15 protein-coding genes are annotated in these 16,225 nt (G+C 40.7%); 12 read left to right on the forward strand and 3 right to left on the reverse strand.

Annotation, left to right across the window (positions count from 1 at the left end):
• Window positions 1-73 precede the first annotated feature (73 nt).
• The 7 genes from JEM65_RS13905 (at window position 74) to pgi (ending at window position 8,076) form a co-directional block, all read left to right on the forward strand.
• On the forward strand, window positions 74-538 hold the full coding sequence (locus JEM65_RS13905) for an RpiB/LacA/LacB family sugar-phosphate isomerase (protein WP_199600624.1): 465 nt from the start codon (window positions 74-76) through the stop codon (window positions 536-538).
• A gap of 44 nt (window positions 539-582) precedes the next feature.
• Window positions 583-1,683 (forward strand): transaldolase, encoded by a 1,101-nt coding sequence (gene tal / locus JEM65_RS13910; RefSeq protein ID WP_199600626.1) that lies wholly within the window; start codon window positions 583-585, stop codon window positions 1,681-1,683.
• The gene (locus tag JEM65_RS13915) at window positions 1,680-2,291 is read left to right on the forward strand and encodes an HAD family hydrolase (RefSeq protein WP_199600628.1); all 612 of its coding nucleotides are present in this window, start codon (window positions 1,680-1,682) and stop codon (window positions 2,289-2,291) included. Before tal ends, JEM65_RS13915 begins: the two co-directional genes overlap by 4 nt.
• Before the next feature lie 163 nt (window positions 2,292-2,454).
• A complete protein-coding gene (gndA, locus tag JEM65_RS13920) occupies window positions 2,455-3,876 on the forward strand; it encodes an NADP-dependent phosphogluconate dehydrogenase (RefSeq protein WP_199600630.1) in 1,422 nt (473 codons plus the stop codon).
• A 38-nt stretch (window positions 3,877-3,914) separates the two neighbouring features.
• On the forward strand, window positions 3,915-5,438 hold the full coding sequence (zwf, locus tag JEM65_RS13925) for a glucose-6-phosphate dehydrogenase (protein ID WP_199600633.1): 1,524 nt from the start codon (window positions 3,915-3,917) through the stop codon (window positions 5,436-5,438).
• 2 nt (window positions 5,439-5,440) lie between these two features.
• Window positions 5,441-6,163, forward strand: a complete 723-nt coding sequence (gene pgl, locus JEM65_RS13930; protein WP_199600640.1) for a 6-phosphogluconolactonase — start codon at window positions 5,441-5,443, stop codon at window positions 6,161-6,163.
• A 260-nt stretch (window positions 6,164-6,423) separates the two neighbouring features.
• Window positions 6,424-8,076 (forward strand): glucose-6-phosphate isomerase, encoded by a 1,653-nt coding sequence (gene pgi / locus JEM65_RS13935; RefSeq protein ID WP_199600642.1) that lies wholly within the window; start codon window positions 6,424-6,426, stop codon window positions 8,074-8,076.
• A gap of 54 nt (window positions 8,077-8,130) precedes the next feature.
• Here pgi and JEM65_RS13940 read toward each other — a convergent pair whose 3' ends face one another.
• Genes JEM65_RS13940 through JEM65_RS13950 form a run of 3 tightly spaced genes read right to left on the reverse strand, consistent with a single transcriptional unit; the run spans window position 8,131 to window position 10,982 of the window.
• Entirely contained in the window at window positions 8,131-9,180 is a 1,050-nt protein-coding gene (locus JEM65_RS13940) for a glycoside hydrolase family 130 protein (RefSeq protein ID WP_199600644.1), read from the reverse strand.
• 48 nt (window positions 9,181-9,228) lie between these two features.
• Window positions 9,229-9,981 carry an HAD-IIB family hydrolase gene (locus tag JEM65_RS13945; protein ID WP_199600646.1) on the reverse strand — a complete coding sequence of 251 codons (753 nt, stop codon included), beginning with the start codon at window positions 9,979-9,981 and terminating at the stop codon, window positions 9,229-9,231.
• Complete coding sequence (locus JEM65_RS13950) at window positions 9,978-10,982, reverse strand: type I phosphomannose isomerase catalytic subunit (protein ID WP_199600648.1); 1,005 nt, start codon at window positions 10,980-10,982, stop codon at window positions 9,978-9,980. Before JEM65_RS13950 ends, JEM65_RS13945 begins: the two co-directional genes overlap by 4 nt.
• A 969-nt stretch (window positions 10,983-11,951) precedes the next feature.
• Between JEM65_RS13950 and JEM65_RS13955 the strand changes: the two genes are divergently transcribed.
• The 5 genes from JEM65_RS13955 to JEM65_RS13975 all read left to right on the forward strand — a co-directional run bounded on the left by JEM65_RS13955 (window position 11,952) and on the right by JEM65_RS13975 (window position 16,111).
• The gene (locus tag JEM65_RS13955; RefSeq protein ID WP_199600650.1) at window positions 11,952-12,512 is read left to right on the forward strand and encodes a helix-turn-helix domain-containing protein; all 561 of its coding nucleotides are present in this window, start codon (window positions 11,952-11,954) and stop codon (window positions 12,510-12,512) included.
• 240 nt (window positions 12,513-12,752) lie between these two features.
• Window positions 12,753-13,091: a cupin gene (locus JEM65_RS13960; protein WP_199600652.1), complete on the forward strand. Its 339-nt coding sequence runs from the start codon at window positions 12,753-12,755 to the stop codon at window positions 13,089-13,091.
• A gap of 17 nt (window positions 13,092-13,108) precedes the next feature.
• Entirely contained in the window at window positions 13,109-13,765 is a 657-nt protein-coding gene (locus JEM65_RS13965; protein ID WP_199600655.1) for a PIG-L family deacetylase, read from the forward strand.
• Window positions 13,765-14,907: a glycosyltransferase family 4 protein gene (locus tag JEM65_RS13970; RefSeq protein ID WP_199600657.1), complete on the forward strand. Its 1,143-nt coding sequence runs from the start codon at window positions 13,765-13,767 to the stop codon at window positions 14,905-14,907. The genes JEM65_RS13965 and JEM65_RS13970 overlap by 1 nt, the downstream gene beginning before the upstream one ends.
• A gap of 7 nt (window positions 14,908-14,914) precedes the next feature.
• Window positions 14,915-16,111: a glycoside hydrolase 100 family protein gene (locus tag JEM65_RS13975; protein ID WP_199600659.1), complete on the forward strand. Its 1,197-nt coding sequence runs from the start codon at window positions 14,915-14,917 to the stop codon at window positions 16,109-16,111.
• Window positions 16,112-16,225 lie beyond the last annotated feature (114 nt).

Genomic DNA, 16,225 nt, shown 5'->3' on the forward strand with positions numbered 1-16,225 from the left:
ACAGCGTAGTTCACAAACACACACTGGATAACGCAAGTTTCTCTGCGCCTTTGCGAGGAAAAAACAAATTACAATGCCAAAAAAATCACATAAAAAAATAGGAATCTGTGCAGATCACGGCGGTTTTGAACTCAAAGAAAAGATGGCATCCTTTCTAATTGAAAACCAATTCCTGCCTATGGATTTTGGTGCAAAGGTATTGGACAACACCGATGATTACCCTGACTTCGTCATTCCATTAGCAAAAGCAGTCGCGGTTGGAGAAGTTTTTCGGGGTATCGCCATATGTGGAAGCGGTGTGGGTGCCTGTATTGCAGCAAACAAAATTACGGGGGTGAGAGCAGCCTTGATTGCTGAACATTTTTCCGCTCACCAGGGTGTGGAAGATGATAACATGAACCTAATTTGTCTTGGGGGTCGCATTACCGGATATGCCAGTGCAGAAGAGCTGGTTTTTGCGTTTTTAAACGCCAAATTCATCGGTGCAGAAAGACATGTCAGGCGATTGCAAAAAATTCAAAAACTGGAAAATAAGTAAAGTAATAGAAAGCTGAAGTTTTCAAAAATTTAAAACAAATTATAATGAATCCACTCAATAAAATACAAGAACATGGTCAGAGTATCTGGCTTGATTTACTTGATCGCAACATCATGGACTCTGGCAAATTGCAAAGTCTAATAGATGACGACGACTTACGCGGACTTACTTCAAACCCTTCCATTTTTGAAAAAGCCATTAGCGGGAGCTCGGACTATGACGATGACATTGCCAAACTCTCAGAAACAACAGACACAAACGTCGCCATTTTTTTCGAGATGGCTATTGCAGATATTCAAAGAGCAGCAGATCTGTTTAAACCTGTATACGATAAAACGGAAGGGAAAGATGGCTTCGTAAGTTTAGAGGTATCTCCTTATTTGGCCCAGGATACCGACGGCACCATTGAACAAGCGCGTGAGCTATGGAAAAAGGCAGACCGAAAAAACGTCATGATAAAAATTCCTGGAACAAAACAAGGTCTTCCTGCCATACGTGAATGTTTACGCGAGGGTATCAACATCAATATTACGCTTCTTTTTGGGCTTCCACGCTATCGGGAAATAACCGAAGCTTTTATGGGCGGACTTGAAGATAGGCTCAAAGAAGGACATTCCATAAAGGACGTCGCTTCTGTAGCCAGCTTCTTTCTGAGCCGAATTGATGTAATGGTCGATCCGATGCTAAAGGAAAAAAGTGCTGATCATCTCATTGGAGAAATCGCCATTGCATCAGCAAAAAAAGCCTATCAAATCTATCTCGATATGGTTGCAAGCGATCGTTTTAAAAAGCTTGAAGCAAAAGGCGCACGAACTCAACGTGTGCTTTGGGCAAGTACCAGCGCTAAAGATCCGTCCTTCAGTGATGTCAAATATGTGGAACCTTTAATTGGAAAAGATACCATTAACACCCTACACATGGAAACCATAGATGCTTTTCGGGATCATGGAACGGCAGCCGATACGGTAACCAAAGACATCGAAAGCGCAAATACCGCCATGGATAACTTAAAGAATTTAGGGATTGATATTGATGTAATTACCCAAAAGTTAGAAAACGAAGGCATCGAAAAATTCAACAAAGCCTACGAAAATTTAATCAAAAGTATCGCGGACCAAAAACGCAAGAAAAAGCTAGAGCAATGATCGATTTTAAGGGCTCGAAAATAAAAGTGGTGTTTATGGATGTCGGCGGCGTATTGCTCACCAATGGCTGGGGACATGAATCACGTCAGAAGGCAGCAAAAATCTTTGGATTTGATTATGAGGAGATGGACATCTTGCACCATTTCATTTACAATGTTTGTGAAATTGGGAGCATTTCTTTAGACGACTATCTCGATACGGTGCTATTTAACCAATCGCGCGATTTTACTAAAGTTGATTTTAAGCAGTTTATGTACGAACAGTCAGTAGAATTACCCGAAATGTTGTCCTGGTTAAAATCATGGAAAAAAAAGACCATACTGCCCGTATTTGCCCTTAACAACGAAAGTTTGGAGCTCAATGAGTATCGCATAGAAAGATTTAAACTTCACGATGTATTTGACGGTTTTTTTTCATCCTGTTATCTTCGTTGTAGAAAACCGGATCCGCGTATTTATCAAACCGCTCTAAAAATCACTCGGGTTAATCCAGAGGAATGTCTTTACCTCGATGATAGGCCAATGCTAGTCGATGCAGCAAAAAAACAAGGCATCCGTAGTATGCTTCATGAAAACTATGACAACACAAGATATATTCTTGAGAAATGAACAACCTCGACCCAAGGGCACGAGGTATCAAGTAGAAGTTCCNNGCGTCGGGGAATAAAACCCAAGGATCCCGCTAAAAAGCGGGATTAGTTCAACTAACAATTTTTAATTCATTGCTTCGCAACTTTTAAAAATTGAGTTTCACTAATTTAAAAACACAATAATGACTAAAGAACCTAAAAATACATTCGGAATGATTGGACTCGGCACCATGGGATCCAATCTTTTACAAAACATTGCTGATCACGGTTATAAATGCGCTGGTTACGATATCAGCGCTGATAAAGTAGCGGCACTCAATAAATTAAACCCTGAATCCATTCAAGGTTTTACGGATATGAACGACTTTATCGATAGCTTGTCTTCGCCAAAAGTTGTCATGTTGCTTGTTCCAGCTGGTAAAATTGTCGATGGCGTTATTGAAGAATTAATTGAGGTTCTTGATAATGGGGACATCATTATAGATGGTGGCAATTCGCATTTTACCGATACCGATCGGCGGTATTTGGATTTGGAGAACAAAGGCTATCATTTTATTGGAATGGGCGTGTCGGGTGGTGAAGAAGGTGCAAGACGAGGCCCGAGTATGATGCCAGGAGGCGATAAAAAAGCTTATGGAATTGTAAAACCTATTCTCGACAAAATTGCTGCGCAGGTCAATGGCGACCCTACAGTGGCCTATATGGGAGAACGATCGGCGGGGCATTTTGTGAAAATGGTACACAATGGCATCGAATATGCAATAATGCAATTGATTTCTGAAACTTACGAAGTTTTAAAAAACGGTTTACACCTGAAACATGACGCCATCCACGCCATCTTTGAAAAATGGAACGAAGGCCGATTGCAATCTTACCTTATAGAAATTACCCGCGATATTTTTGCGTACAAAAAAAGGGGGACAGATCACCTCTTACTAGAAGCTATCAAAGACGAGGCGAAGTCCAAAGGTACGGGTAAATGGACCTCACAAGCGGCAATGGACCTCAACCTTCCCGTCCCCATAATTGATATTGCAGTGTCCATGCGCGATCTTTCTAAGTACAAAGATTTGCGAACCACAGCTTCAAGAATGTATCCAGATTCTGAGGAAATCCACTATCATAACAAAAATGATGAACATATCTCCAAACTTGAACAGGCCTTTTATTTCGCCATGGTATCTGCCTACGCACAGGGTATGCATCTCCTCTACCGTGCCAATGAGGAATATCACTACCAGCTCAATCTCGATGTCATAGCAAAAATTTGGCGTGGTGGCTGTATTATTCGTTCAGAATTTTTAGAAGACATCTATACGGCCTATAAAAAAGATTCAAAATTGAAACACTTGTTTTTAGATGCTGCCATTCATCAAAATCTTGTTGAAAGCATTCCAGGCATTCGAACCGTCGTTTCAGAGGCTGCCCGCAACGGCATTGCCGTGCCGGCATACGCTGCGGCTTTAGGCTATTTTGATAATTTCAGGAGTGAAGAAATGCCTGCCAACCTTATTCAGGCGCAACGCGATTATTTTGGGTCGCACACCTATGAACTTAAAGGAAAAGAAGGCAGCTTTCATACCGACTGGGAAGCTGGTAATTAACTGAGTTTTCCAATTAGTGGATTTTAAATTGACAAGACATGGGAAAGACAACGAATAATAAAGCCAATTCCACAATTTTTATCATTTTTGGAGGTACGGGAGATCTGACCAAACGGAAAATAATACCCGCCCTTTATAATCTTTTTCTGGATGGTTGGTTGCCCGAAAATTTTGCGATCGTAGGCAGTTCGTCAACTCAATTGAACGGCGGCACCTATAAAGGAGAACTATTAGCAGCAGTGAATCAATTTTCACGAAACGGCAAATCCAAAAAAGAAGATTGGGAAAAATTTTCATCCCATATTAGTTTTTTGATTGCCGATCTTAACGATTCTTCAACCTTTAAAGCGTTTGGAAGCGTTATTGAAAACTATAAAAAAGAATGGAAAGAAACACCTTCCATCATTTACTATTGCGCAGTTGCACCTCATTTTTTCTGTACGATTGCTGAGAACATTGCCAAAAGCAAACTCGAAAACCATCCGGAAACGACCCGCATTATCATAGAAAAACCTTTTGGCAGTGATCTTGAATCGGCAAAAGAGCTGAACAACAGATTACTTGACATTTTTGATGAGACCCAAATTTATCGTATTGATCATTATTTGGGTAAGGAAGTCGTTCAAAATATCATGGCCTTTCGCTTTGCGAATGCGATTATGGAGCCGCTTTGGAATCGAAACCATGTGGAACACGTTCAAATATCGGTCACAGAGCAACTCGGCGTGGGCAGTCGTGGTAATTATTTTGACCATGCCGGCGTCATGCGGGATATGATACAAAATCATCTCATGCAACTGCTTTGCATTGTTGCCATGGAGCCTCCCATAAATTTCGAAGCTGATGAGGTGCGCGATCGGAAAGTGGATGTGCTTAAAGCCATGCGTAAAATTGAACCGGGCAAAATTGAAACTATCTCAGCCCGCGGTCAATACAGTTCGGGATGGATAGAAGGTAAAGAAGTTTTGGGTTATCGGGAAGAGAAAAATGTAAACCCCAAGTCCAACACAGACACCTATGCCGCACTAAAACTGTATGTAGATAACTGGCGTTGGCAAGGTGTACCTTTCTATTTGCGAACAGGAAAGCGACTCTTTAAAAAGGCCTCCATCATTACTATCCAATTTAAGGAAATTCCACACAATATCTTTACTTCTGAGGATTCCGGAGTGCCCAAACAGAACCGTTTGGTGATCAGCATCCAACCTGATATGTCGATTCGTTTTCAATTGCAAAACAAAAAACCAGGGCTTGAAATGACATTAAACACGGTGGATATTGCTTTTGATTATTCTGGAAGTAAAAAATCAGATGCACCTGAAGCCTATGAGACCCTTCTACTCGATGCCATTACTGGGGATCAAACTTTGTTTATGCGAGCAGACCAAGTAGAAGCTGCCTGGGAATTGATTATGCCAATCCTCAACTATTGGGAGAAGAATACCAATTCGAATTTTCCAAATTATACAGCGGATTCTTGGGGACCCCAAAACGCTGAAGCCCTAATTGCAAAAGATGGTTACCATTGGTTTAACCTTCCAGAAAAAAATAAAAAAGACTAATTATGAATATCAAAATTTACGACAACACTAATGATTTAATAACGGCTTTAGCTCAAGCCGTTTGTGATGTTGCGAAAGAAGCCATTGCCACGCGTGGACAGTTCAACTTTGTATTGTCAGGAGGAAGTTCGCCCCGAAAACTTTATAAGTTATTAGCCTCAGAACCCAATAAAAACCAAATCGATTGGGAGAACACCTGTTTTTTCTTTGGTGATGAACGCTTCGTTCCAAAAGGCAATTCCCAAAGAAATTCGCTTATGGCAAAAAAAGCTTTATTCGATCCTTTAAAAATTAAGAATTCGCATATTTTTAAAGTTGATACTACTGGTTCTCCTGAAGAGGCGGCTCAAAAGTATGCGGAATCTATAGCAGCACATTTTCAAAAAACACCAGTGGAATTCGATTTTTTGCTTTTAGGAATTGGTGAGAATGCGCACACCGCCTCCCTATTTCCGAATACTGATGTTTTGGATGAAACCGAGGCTACCATCAAATCAGTGTTTGTAAAAGAAGTGGACATGTATCGGATTACGATGACCGCACCGCTAATCAATCAAGCCAAAAATATTGGCTTTTTGGTTTTTGGAAAAGATAAATCAGAGGCTGTGTTTCAAATTTTGGAAGATAAATCGGGTTCAGTAGTGCAGTATCCGGCCCGTTTGATCAATTCTGATGACCACAAAGTGGTTTGGTATTTGGATACGGCTGCGGCTTCAAGGTTGTAATGAGACCTGACACTCCCGATCGCTATCGGGATAAAACTTGGCAGGTCTGGGTACCAAAAATGAATTAATAATTAATGAACTACCTCGACCCAAGGGTACGAGGTATCAAATTAGAAATACTTTTTTTACTCTGACGCAGAGCTTTAAGGAATAAAACCCAAAGATCCCGCTGAAAATCGGGATTAGTTCAACTATCAATTTTCAATGCTTTGCTTCGCAACTTTTAAAAATTGAGTTTCACTAATTTAAAACGTCAAATTATGTTTCCTAAAATCAATCCCTCAGAAACCCCCGCTTGGAAAGCATTAGTTGCGCATCAAAAAGAAATGAAAAACGTCCAAATGAAAGACCTCTTCGAGAAAGACCCAAAACGGTTTGAAAAGATGTGCATCGTTTTTGGAGAGGTTCTTTTTGACTATTCCAAAAACATCATCACCGAAAAAACCCTTGAGAAGTTGTTGCAATTAACAGAAGATTGCAAGGTAAATGAAGCACGGGAAGCCATGTTTGCTGGCGAAAAGATCAACCAAACTGAAGATCGGGCGGTTATGCATACGGCGTTAAGAAGCTTTTCGGACCAACCGATGACGATAGATGGCAAAGACATTATGCAAGAAGTTCGAGCGACGCGTCAGAAAATGAAAACCTTTTGCGAAAAAATCCACAGCGGCGGATGGAAAGGTTATAGCGGTAAAAACATCAAGACTATTGTAAACATCGGCATTGGCGGCAGTGATTTGGGGCCCGTTATGGTCACTGAGGCATTAAAACCGTATTGGATAGAAGGCATTCAGGCCCATTTCGTTTCAAATGTGGATGGGACTCAAATTGTGGAAACACTGAAAGATTTGAATCCCGAGGAAACGCTGTTCACCATTGCTTCTAAAACGTTTACGACTCAAGAAACCATGACCAATGCCCACACCGCACGGGATTGGTTTTTAAAATCTGCCAAGGATCAAAAATTAGTAGCCAAACATTTCGTGGCACTTTCTACAAATGAAGAAGGGGTAAAAGCATTCGGAATTGCACCCGAAAACATGTTCGTGTTTTGGGGTTGGGTAGGCGGACGTTACAGTCTTTGGAGCAGTATCGGACTTTCCATTGCGCTGACCATTGGTTACGACAATTTTGAGCAATTGCTTAAAGGTGCCGCATCCACCGACCATCATTTTAGAACGGCCGATTTTGAAGAAAACATTCCCGTGATTATGGCACTTATAGGAATATGGTACACCAATTTCTTTGGCTCTGAAACGGAAGCTATTTTGCCTTACGATCAATATATGCACCGTTTCCCAGCCTATTTCCAACAAGGAAATATGGAAAGTAATGGTAAACATACTGACCGTAACGGAAACGACGTCTCCTATAGCACAGGTCCTGTTGTTTGGGGCGAACCCGGAACCAATGGCCAACACGCCTTTTATCAATTGGTCCACCAAGGCACACATATAATTCCTTGCGATTTTATTGCGCCTGCCATAAATCACAACCCAATTGGTGAGCACCATTCCATATTAATGTCCAATTTTTTCGCCCAAACGGAAGCACTCATGAATGGAAAAGATGCCGATCAAGTAGCCTCTGAACTGAAAGATGACAAGATGAATGAGGCACAGATGAAGAAATTGATTCCCTTTAAGGTGTTTACGGGGAATAAACCTACCAATTCCTTCTTGCTTAAAGAGATTACGCCCTTTTCATTAGGCGCTCTCATCGCACTTTATGAACATAAAATATTTGTGCAGGGTGTTATTTGGAATATTTTCAGCTTTGACCAATGGGGTGTGGAACTCGGTAAGCAATTGGCAAAAAAAGTATTGCCAGAATTGGAGAATGACACTAAAATTGAATCGCACGACGCGTCTACCAATGGATTGATCAATGCGTATAAAAAGTGGCGAAAATAAGTAAAGTCGATTGATGATTGGCAATTTGAAATCTTATTACAAACTTTTGATTTTTTATGGTTGGTAGGTTGGTAGGATGTCTGGGATTTGCATTTTAGCCACACCTATTCTATTATCGGCCATTCCGTAATACACATCAACTCTATTGGGTTGACCAATATCATCTCTACGATCTGTTCCTGTAGGAAATACAACATTGCCAACTATTCCAATTCTTTCGTCAGGCAGATTGGGAATCAAAATGGGTTCAGGTGATCGATAGATGACTTTTTGGGGTTGTGTTTCTGACAAAATCATGGCACCAGCAGAATAATAAAACGCAGGCTGATGTTTAGTAGAATCTTCGTGTTTTTGAACGCCATGATAGACCAATAACCAACCATGTTTTGTCAAAATGGGCGGTGCACCACCGCCTATTTTCAAATTTTCCCATGGGTATTCAGGATGCGCCAAGCAATGGTGGGAAGTGAATCTTGCATTTTCTAAGGATGTATCCTTCCCTTTTTTAAGATTGAAATACGAGATCCAAATACTTTCTTTCTGATGATCTACTTTATGAAGGTCATCGTTTTTCACTATTTCTTCTGGTCGGGTACCTGGAAACAACGGCCTATTTAACATGGCCAAAGACATATGGTTATGCGGACTTGGGAGATCGGTTGGAAAGAAGCTGGCGTCTTTATTATCAATTCCGTTAAAATCAACATCTTTATAAGCAGAAAAGCACACAAGTCCCATCCGTTCCCAATTAAAAAGATCTTTAGATCGTGCCATAGCGATACGAGGTCCCTTAGGACCATAAGCCGTATAGGTCATCATATAATGACCAATGCAATCTACATAGGTTATTCTTGGATCTTCACAGCCGCCACCGCCATTTGGTCGTTTTTCATAATCCATTTCTGGTTCTAGAGCTACGCCTAGGCGCTCCACGCCTAAAGGATCTCCAGTTTCGTCAAATATCACTTTGCCCATGCCAATTCGTGAATAGTTATGCTTCGCCACCAACCTTGGAAATATATAAAGTTCACCATCAGGACCACGAATTACAGCAGGATTTAACACGCCTTCTACTTCCAATTCGTTACCCTCTTCTGGTTTCATAAGTGTGCAAATTCGATGTAATTTGAATGGCATCATAACTATTTACGTCTATTTAGTATCTGTTGAACACATTATAATGGTTTGGATGATGCTTTTGGTTTCTTCAGCATCTCTCACCTGGATGCAATCCACACCGGTTTTTCGTACCGGATAATCGTTGCCACCTTCAAATAAGGCATCACCAACAAAGAGCATTTTATCAATTTCTACTCCTAAAATCTCCTGGAGTTTCTGAATGCCATAAGCCTTATCAATTCCAGGCTTTACAATGTCTATGGATGTCGTTCCTCCCATACCTATTGAAAACTGTTTAAGAGGCTTTTTAAGATGATCGACTACTTTTCTACGTTTTAAAAAATCAGGGTCCCACTTCTTTTTCTCCTCGAGTGGCGCTTGTTGACCGAGTGCTGAAAAAGTGATCTGACTCCCGCGATCCTCAATTTGTTCTCCCCAGGTTTTTTTAATGTTTAAATTGGAGGCTTCGAGAGCTTTGTGTAAGCTATCTAATATTTCCTTCCTTTCCCCATTGGTGAAATTTTCAGCATACAACTGCTGCCAATCATCTTTATATCTGTAAAACTTGGTACCGCAGGTAGGTAAAATGTTCAATTTCTTCAGCAATGTATTCTGGGGTAGTTGATGTAACACCTGCTTCTCAAATTGAGGCCAGTCGCCGCCAGAAATAATAGCCACTTGGGCCACATTGAGTAAACTCTCCAAAAGTTCAGACATTTCTGGGTCAATGGGCGATTTACTTTTAGCTAATGTGCCGTCCAAATCAAAAACAATTAAGTTTTTCATGACTTTTTATTACTGTTTTTTTTGGGGATTGCTATTTGTAACAGTGTGATTTTATTCTCCGGATTCAATTGAAGCTGTCCAACAATTGCTGGCAATAATAGCACTTCCCCTTTCGATATTGCATATGCTTCGTTTTGGTAATCCATACTTCCGCTACCCTCGATACAAACCAAAATTACGGGCTCTTTTTCGAAGCCCACATCAACTGGAGTATCACTCTCAATGCGCCATAATTTAAAATGTTCATTGTCGAAAAGCTGCTCTGCATTTTTTACTTCTGCGCTTTTTATAGGAGTGATGGGGCCAATTTCTACCTGATGATAGTCAATACAGGCAATAGCCTTTTCTACCTGAAGTTCCCGAGGTTTTCCTGTTTTAGGATCGTTTCTATCCCAATCGTATAGCCGGAACGTTACATCGCAGTTTTCCTGCACTTCAAAAACTACAGCACCACCCAGCGTGTGCAAAGTCCCCGACTGGATAAAAACAGCATCATCAACTTTAGGAATGAACCTGTGAAGCTTGTCTGAAACTGAGTTGTTTTCAATAGCTTCCATCAGATCTTTTTTGGTGGTTCCTTTTTTCAGACCTGCATAAATAATGCTATCGTCTGCCGTTTCTAAAACTATCCAAGCTTCAGTCTTTCCTGTATCACCTTTAGGGATATAGGCCCTTTGGTTATCAGAAGGGTGCACTTGTACCGACAGGACTTCATGACAATCCAAGAATTTTAACAAGAGGGGAAAGCGCTCCAAGTGACGACTGTTTTTACCCATTATTTCTACGGGATATTTTTGCATCAATTCCGTGATGGTTTTTCCTTTTAACGCTCCATCAACGACTTTGCTCGCATGATCTTTTCGATCGCTCAATAGCCACGCTTCGCCCACAGGTTCTTCTTTGGGAAGCGGTTTTGACAGCAAATGTTCCAATCGTCGCCCTCCCCACAATCGGTATTGATATAGGGGTTCAAATTTTAAAGGATAGAGTTTCTCGCTCATTATATGTTGTTTTAAATAATTGAGTACAGCATTGCTTCAATAGGTCGTTTGTACTTTGCACAAGGGCTTTTGCGATTTGCAGCGTCAGATCCCGCCAAAAAGCGGGATTAGTTCAACCAACAAAACCCAATGCGCTCCGCTTTTACCTTACGAAAGAAATTTTGAGGTGTGCAGCTTCAGATCCCGCTAAAAAAAGCGGGATTAGTTCAACCAACAAAACCCAATGCGCTCCGCTTTTACCATAAGCAAGGGCTTTTGCGGTGTGCAGCTTCAGATCCCGCTAAAAAAAAGCGGGATTAGTTCAACCAACAAAACCCAATGCGCTCCGCTTTTACCTTAAGCAAGGGCTTTTGCGGTGTGCAGCTTCAGATCCCGCTAAAAAAAAGCGGGATTAGTTCAACCAACAAAACCCAATGCGCTCCGCTTTTAACTTACGAAAGGAGTTTTGAGGTGTGCAGCTTCAGATCCCGCTAAAAAAAGCGGGATTAGTTCAACCAACAAAACCCAATGCGCTCCGCTTTTAACCTACGAAAGGAATTTTGAGGTGTAGCAGCTTCTGATCCCGCTAAAAAAGCGGGATTAGTTCAACCAACAAAACCCAATGCGCTCCGCTTTTAGGTTTTGGGTTTCACTAAGATCCGATTGAATCATCACTTTTTTACTACATAAAAGTTGGAATTGGTTACATATTTCACAGATTCAAAACGTTTATCAATCCTGATCATGGAGTACTTGTTAGTATTTATAAAATTGTTATGGTCCACATTAACCTTTAATCTTATATGGCAATTAAGTTGTGCATAAATTTTGTAATTTTAACTCAGAAAACAGTTGGTTTTGTTACCTATTCTTCTTACAAGACATTTATGGTGAGATCATTAATTTAATGCCGATGAATTATTTTGGCTCAAACCACATCTTTGAAAGTAATTGATTAACACGGAAACAATCCTATAAAAAGAGATATTCATGTTCTTATACGTCAAATACATGGTGAGTTTGCGTTGTAAAATGGTCGTCCAACAAGAACTTGAAAAAATTGGTTTACACTGTATAAAAGTAGATCTGGGAACCATTGAAATTAAAGAAAACATATCAGATTCCCGAAAACAGGAACTCGGAAAAAATCTGAAAAGATATGGACTCGAACTTCTTGACAATAATCGAAATATTCTGATTGAAAAAATCAAAGCGGTAATTATCGAAATGATTCATTATTCCAAAGATCAACCTAAGGTAAATTATTCTGATTATATCAGTAAAAAACTCGGGTACGACTACACCTATTTAGCCAATACGTTTTCAGAGGTTAAGGGCATTACGATTCAGCAGTATATCATCCATCATAAGATTGAGCGGGTAAAGGAATTATTGCTCTATGAAGACTTGAACTTGACTGAAATTTCTTACCAATTGCATTATAGTAGTGTCGCACATCTCTCCAATCAGTTCAAGAAAATTACAGGTCTTGCACCCTCCTATTTTAAGTCGCTTAAAAACAAAAAATTAAAGAATCTAGAAGATCTTTAATGGTCAACGCAATGGGAACTTCTAAGATGTTTTCTGATGAATTATAAAATCCCTGTAATTTTACTTACTCAAAATTTACACCTACACCCACAACCATCAACACTCCAATGTGGGAATCTTACAACTCTTCACATATCCGATATAACGCTTCATCTTAAAGAATTTACGAATTTTAAAACGCTGTTTTTCCCAAATGGGAATTGAGACAATTTCAAATAGTGATCACTCAATTGATATACCATGGATGCTTCTGAATTTGAGAAATCAAAAATTTTTACGGTTGCCAAAATGGTTGACTATGAATCAGGAGGAATGTTCATGAAATCCATTTTAAAAAAAGCAACCGGCCACGTGAGGGCTGTGGTTATTGCTGAAGGAGAACAAATCAGCGAAAATTTTTCACGTTTTGATCACTTTATTCAAATTATAGAAGGGAAAGCTAACGTTCAAATCGATGATAATTTATTCACTCTTCTTACGGGTGAATCTATTATTATTCCGGCTCACTCTAAAAGCACAATTAACGCCAATGAACGTTTCAAAATGATCTCTACAATTATTAAAAGTGGTTATGAATAGTCTGATACAGAAGAGGCATGGAACCTAATAAACTTAATGCCGTACTTGTGGCCCACCCCGATGATGAAACCTTGTGGTGTGGTGGCGAAATATTGATGCATCCCAAGGACCACTGGTTTGTGGTAAGTTTATGTAGAAAATACGATTCTGATAGAGCTCCCAAGTTCAGGAAAGCGCTTGTTAATTATGGCGCTTATGGAATAATGGGCGATCTGGAAGATGGACCCGAACAAGATCCTTTAGCATCAAAAACAATAGAAGATTTAATTTTAAAACTGCTGCCCCAAAATCACTATGACCTGATCATTACCCATAGTCCTTTTGGTGAATACACAAGACATTTGCGCCATGAGGAAGTTGGCAAAGCAGTCATCAACCTGTGGTATGAAAAAAAACTAAGCACCAACACACTCTGGCTTTTTGCTTACGAAGATGGAAACAAATCTTACTATCCGCGTGCCATAGAAGGCGCCCATCTTTGCAAAAAGCTGCCCCTAAAAATATGGTTACAAAAATATCGGATGATCACGGACATCTACGGATTTGAAAAATCGGGATTTGAGGCCAAGGCCACTCCCGAGAAAGAGGCCTTTTGGCAATTTAGAAGCCCAGAAGAAGCCTTAACATGGGTAGATCAAAAAAGATCCAAAGAAAAGCTCTTAAAAAAACACTGATGAAAGTACTTGTTCTTTACGACTATCCACCTTCTCCTGGTGGTCTCGCCACACAGGGCGACATGCTTTACAGAGGCTTGCTTGAGTTGGGTGTGGATGCACATGCGGTTCATTTTGAATCGGCACAAGAAAAAGAATGGTATTACCGTTGGTTTGAACCCGATGTTGTGGTTGGCGTTGGCTATTGGGGACACACTCCGCACTTGGTGCTCCATCCGCAGCGCTATGGCATTCTGGCAGTGCCGTGGTTGGTAGCAGACGGATATATCGCCAATTATCAAGAAGTTCTAAACGCATTGCCGCTAATTTTGGTAACCTCCAACTGGGTAAAGGAAATGTATGTGCGCGATGGTATCCATCCTGATAACATAGAAGTTCTTCCTGTGGGAATTGATACGGAGGTATTTAAGCCTTTGGACAAAAATAACCCCAAGATTGTGGCTGTGCGCGAAGCATTGGGCATTGCACCAAATCAGATCCTTATATTGACCGTGGGTGGTGATGCTGCTTCTAAAGGCGCACAAGAAGTCATGCAGGCACTGGCTATTATTGATATCAAAGCGCCAGATTGGAAGTATGTTTGTAAAGTATGGCCACAACCCCGAACTATGGTGCAAAACATGATTGACCTTAAAATGGCAGAATCTCTCGGTCTCGAAAAAAACATTACCTACGCAACCAATACGGTGTCCCGAAATTTTATGCCCTATCTGATTGGGGCCTGCGATATTTACGCTGCACCTTCACGACTTGAAGGCTTTGGAATGCCACAGGTTGAAGCGGGCGCCTGCGGAAAACCGGTTATTGGGATTAATGCTATGGGCATGTTGGATACACTAATCCATAACAAGACTGCTTTTTTAGCGGAAGTCGCCAAAAAAATCGTGGTAAACGATGTGGTTTTAGGTGAAGAATCAGGTTTTGAAAGTAACCGTAAAATACATTTTGATATTCCCAGAACGGTAGATTATCGCGCCAATACACAAGATATCGCCAAATATTTGCTCCAGCTGATGGATGATGAACAACTCCGAATAAAGATGGGATCCGCTGGACGAGAACGCGCCGTAGAACATTTTGATTACAAAGTGGTGACCAAAAAGTTTCTGCAAATTTTAGAAAAACGATTAGGAATAAAATAGTTTTTAAATGAATCCAGAAGACAAAAAATTAATCGTATCTGCAAAAAACGCCGCCATTGACGTGCTTTTGCACAATGCGCAGGGCACTGTGGCCAATTTGCCACGCACTGCCGGATGGGGGTACCCGGAGCCCTATACCAGAGATCTTTTAATATCAGTATTGGGAATTGCCACAACCGGAAACAAGCAACTGATGCAGAGCGTGGAAAATATACTGATAACATTAGCGGCGAATCAATCGGAAAGTGGACAAATTCCTTCGCTTGTTCACGATAAAAACAATTTAGGCTCAAGTGATACTACGCCTCTTTTCCTAATGGCAGCCGGTATTTTCAGAACGCTACTTGATGACCCTCATTTTTTAGAAGATGCAGTCGAAAAAGCACTGCTCTGGATGGATTACCAGTGCCCCACCAATTATTATTTAATTGCACAGCAGCCTACCAGCGATTGGCGCGACGAACAATGGGTGCTTGGATTCGGACTTTTTGTAAACGCCCTCACCTATACTGGGCTTAAATTTTTGAAAAAAGAAGCACAAGCCAAAAATCTTGGAGATGCCATCGGGCAATTAACCTATGCTTCGGATACATCACATAGCTGTCCGCACGAAGGACTCGCCATTAGTGACCAACCGTATTACGCCTTATGGTCTTACAAAATATATAGCAGCGATCGGTTTGATTTATTGGGAAACAGTCTGGCCATTCTGTCTGGGTTAGCTGCTCCTGAAAAAGCTAAGGCCATGGTAAAATGGATAGAACATGAATGCGAAGTAATGGAACAGAGGAAGGACTTAGCACTCTATCTGACGCCAAATTTCTTCCCTTTTATCCAACCCGAAGATGCGGACTGGTTACCGAGATATTACGATTTTAATAGACCCGGAGAGTATCACAATGGCGGCATATGGCCGTTTATCAGTGGATTCTATATTGCAGCGCTGGTAGCGGCTAAAGAATATGAGTTGGCTGAGGAAAAACTTTTAGCATTGACCAAACTCATCAAAAAAGGTAGAAATACAACTCTGGAATTTAGTTTTAACGAATGGTACAAAGCCCAAAACGGTGAACCCATGGGTCAGGATTGGCAAACCTGGAGCGCCTCAAATTACCTGTACGCGGCAACTTGCGTGCAAGAGCGCAGTACACCATTTTTTGATAAGATACGATTGGATTCACTACGACAGTCAAATCCACTATAAAACCAAATTTATAAACCTAGAACCTAAAACATCTGTGATGTATGTAAGAGTTTTAAGTGATGTTCAACTTTATTATAAAAGTTTGGGATACCTTGAAGACTCGTGTAATGCATA

Origin of the sequence: Gelidibacter salicanalis (assembly GCF_016469035.1) — a bacterium.
Taxonomy (GTDB): domain Bacteria; phylum Bacteroidota; class Bacteroidia; order Flavobacteriales; family Flavobacteriaceae; genus Gelidibacter; species Gelidibacter salicanalis_A.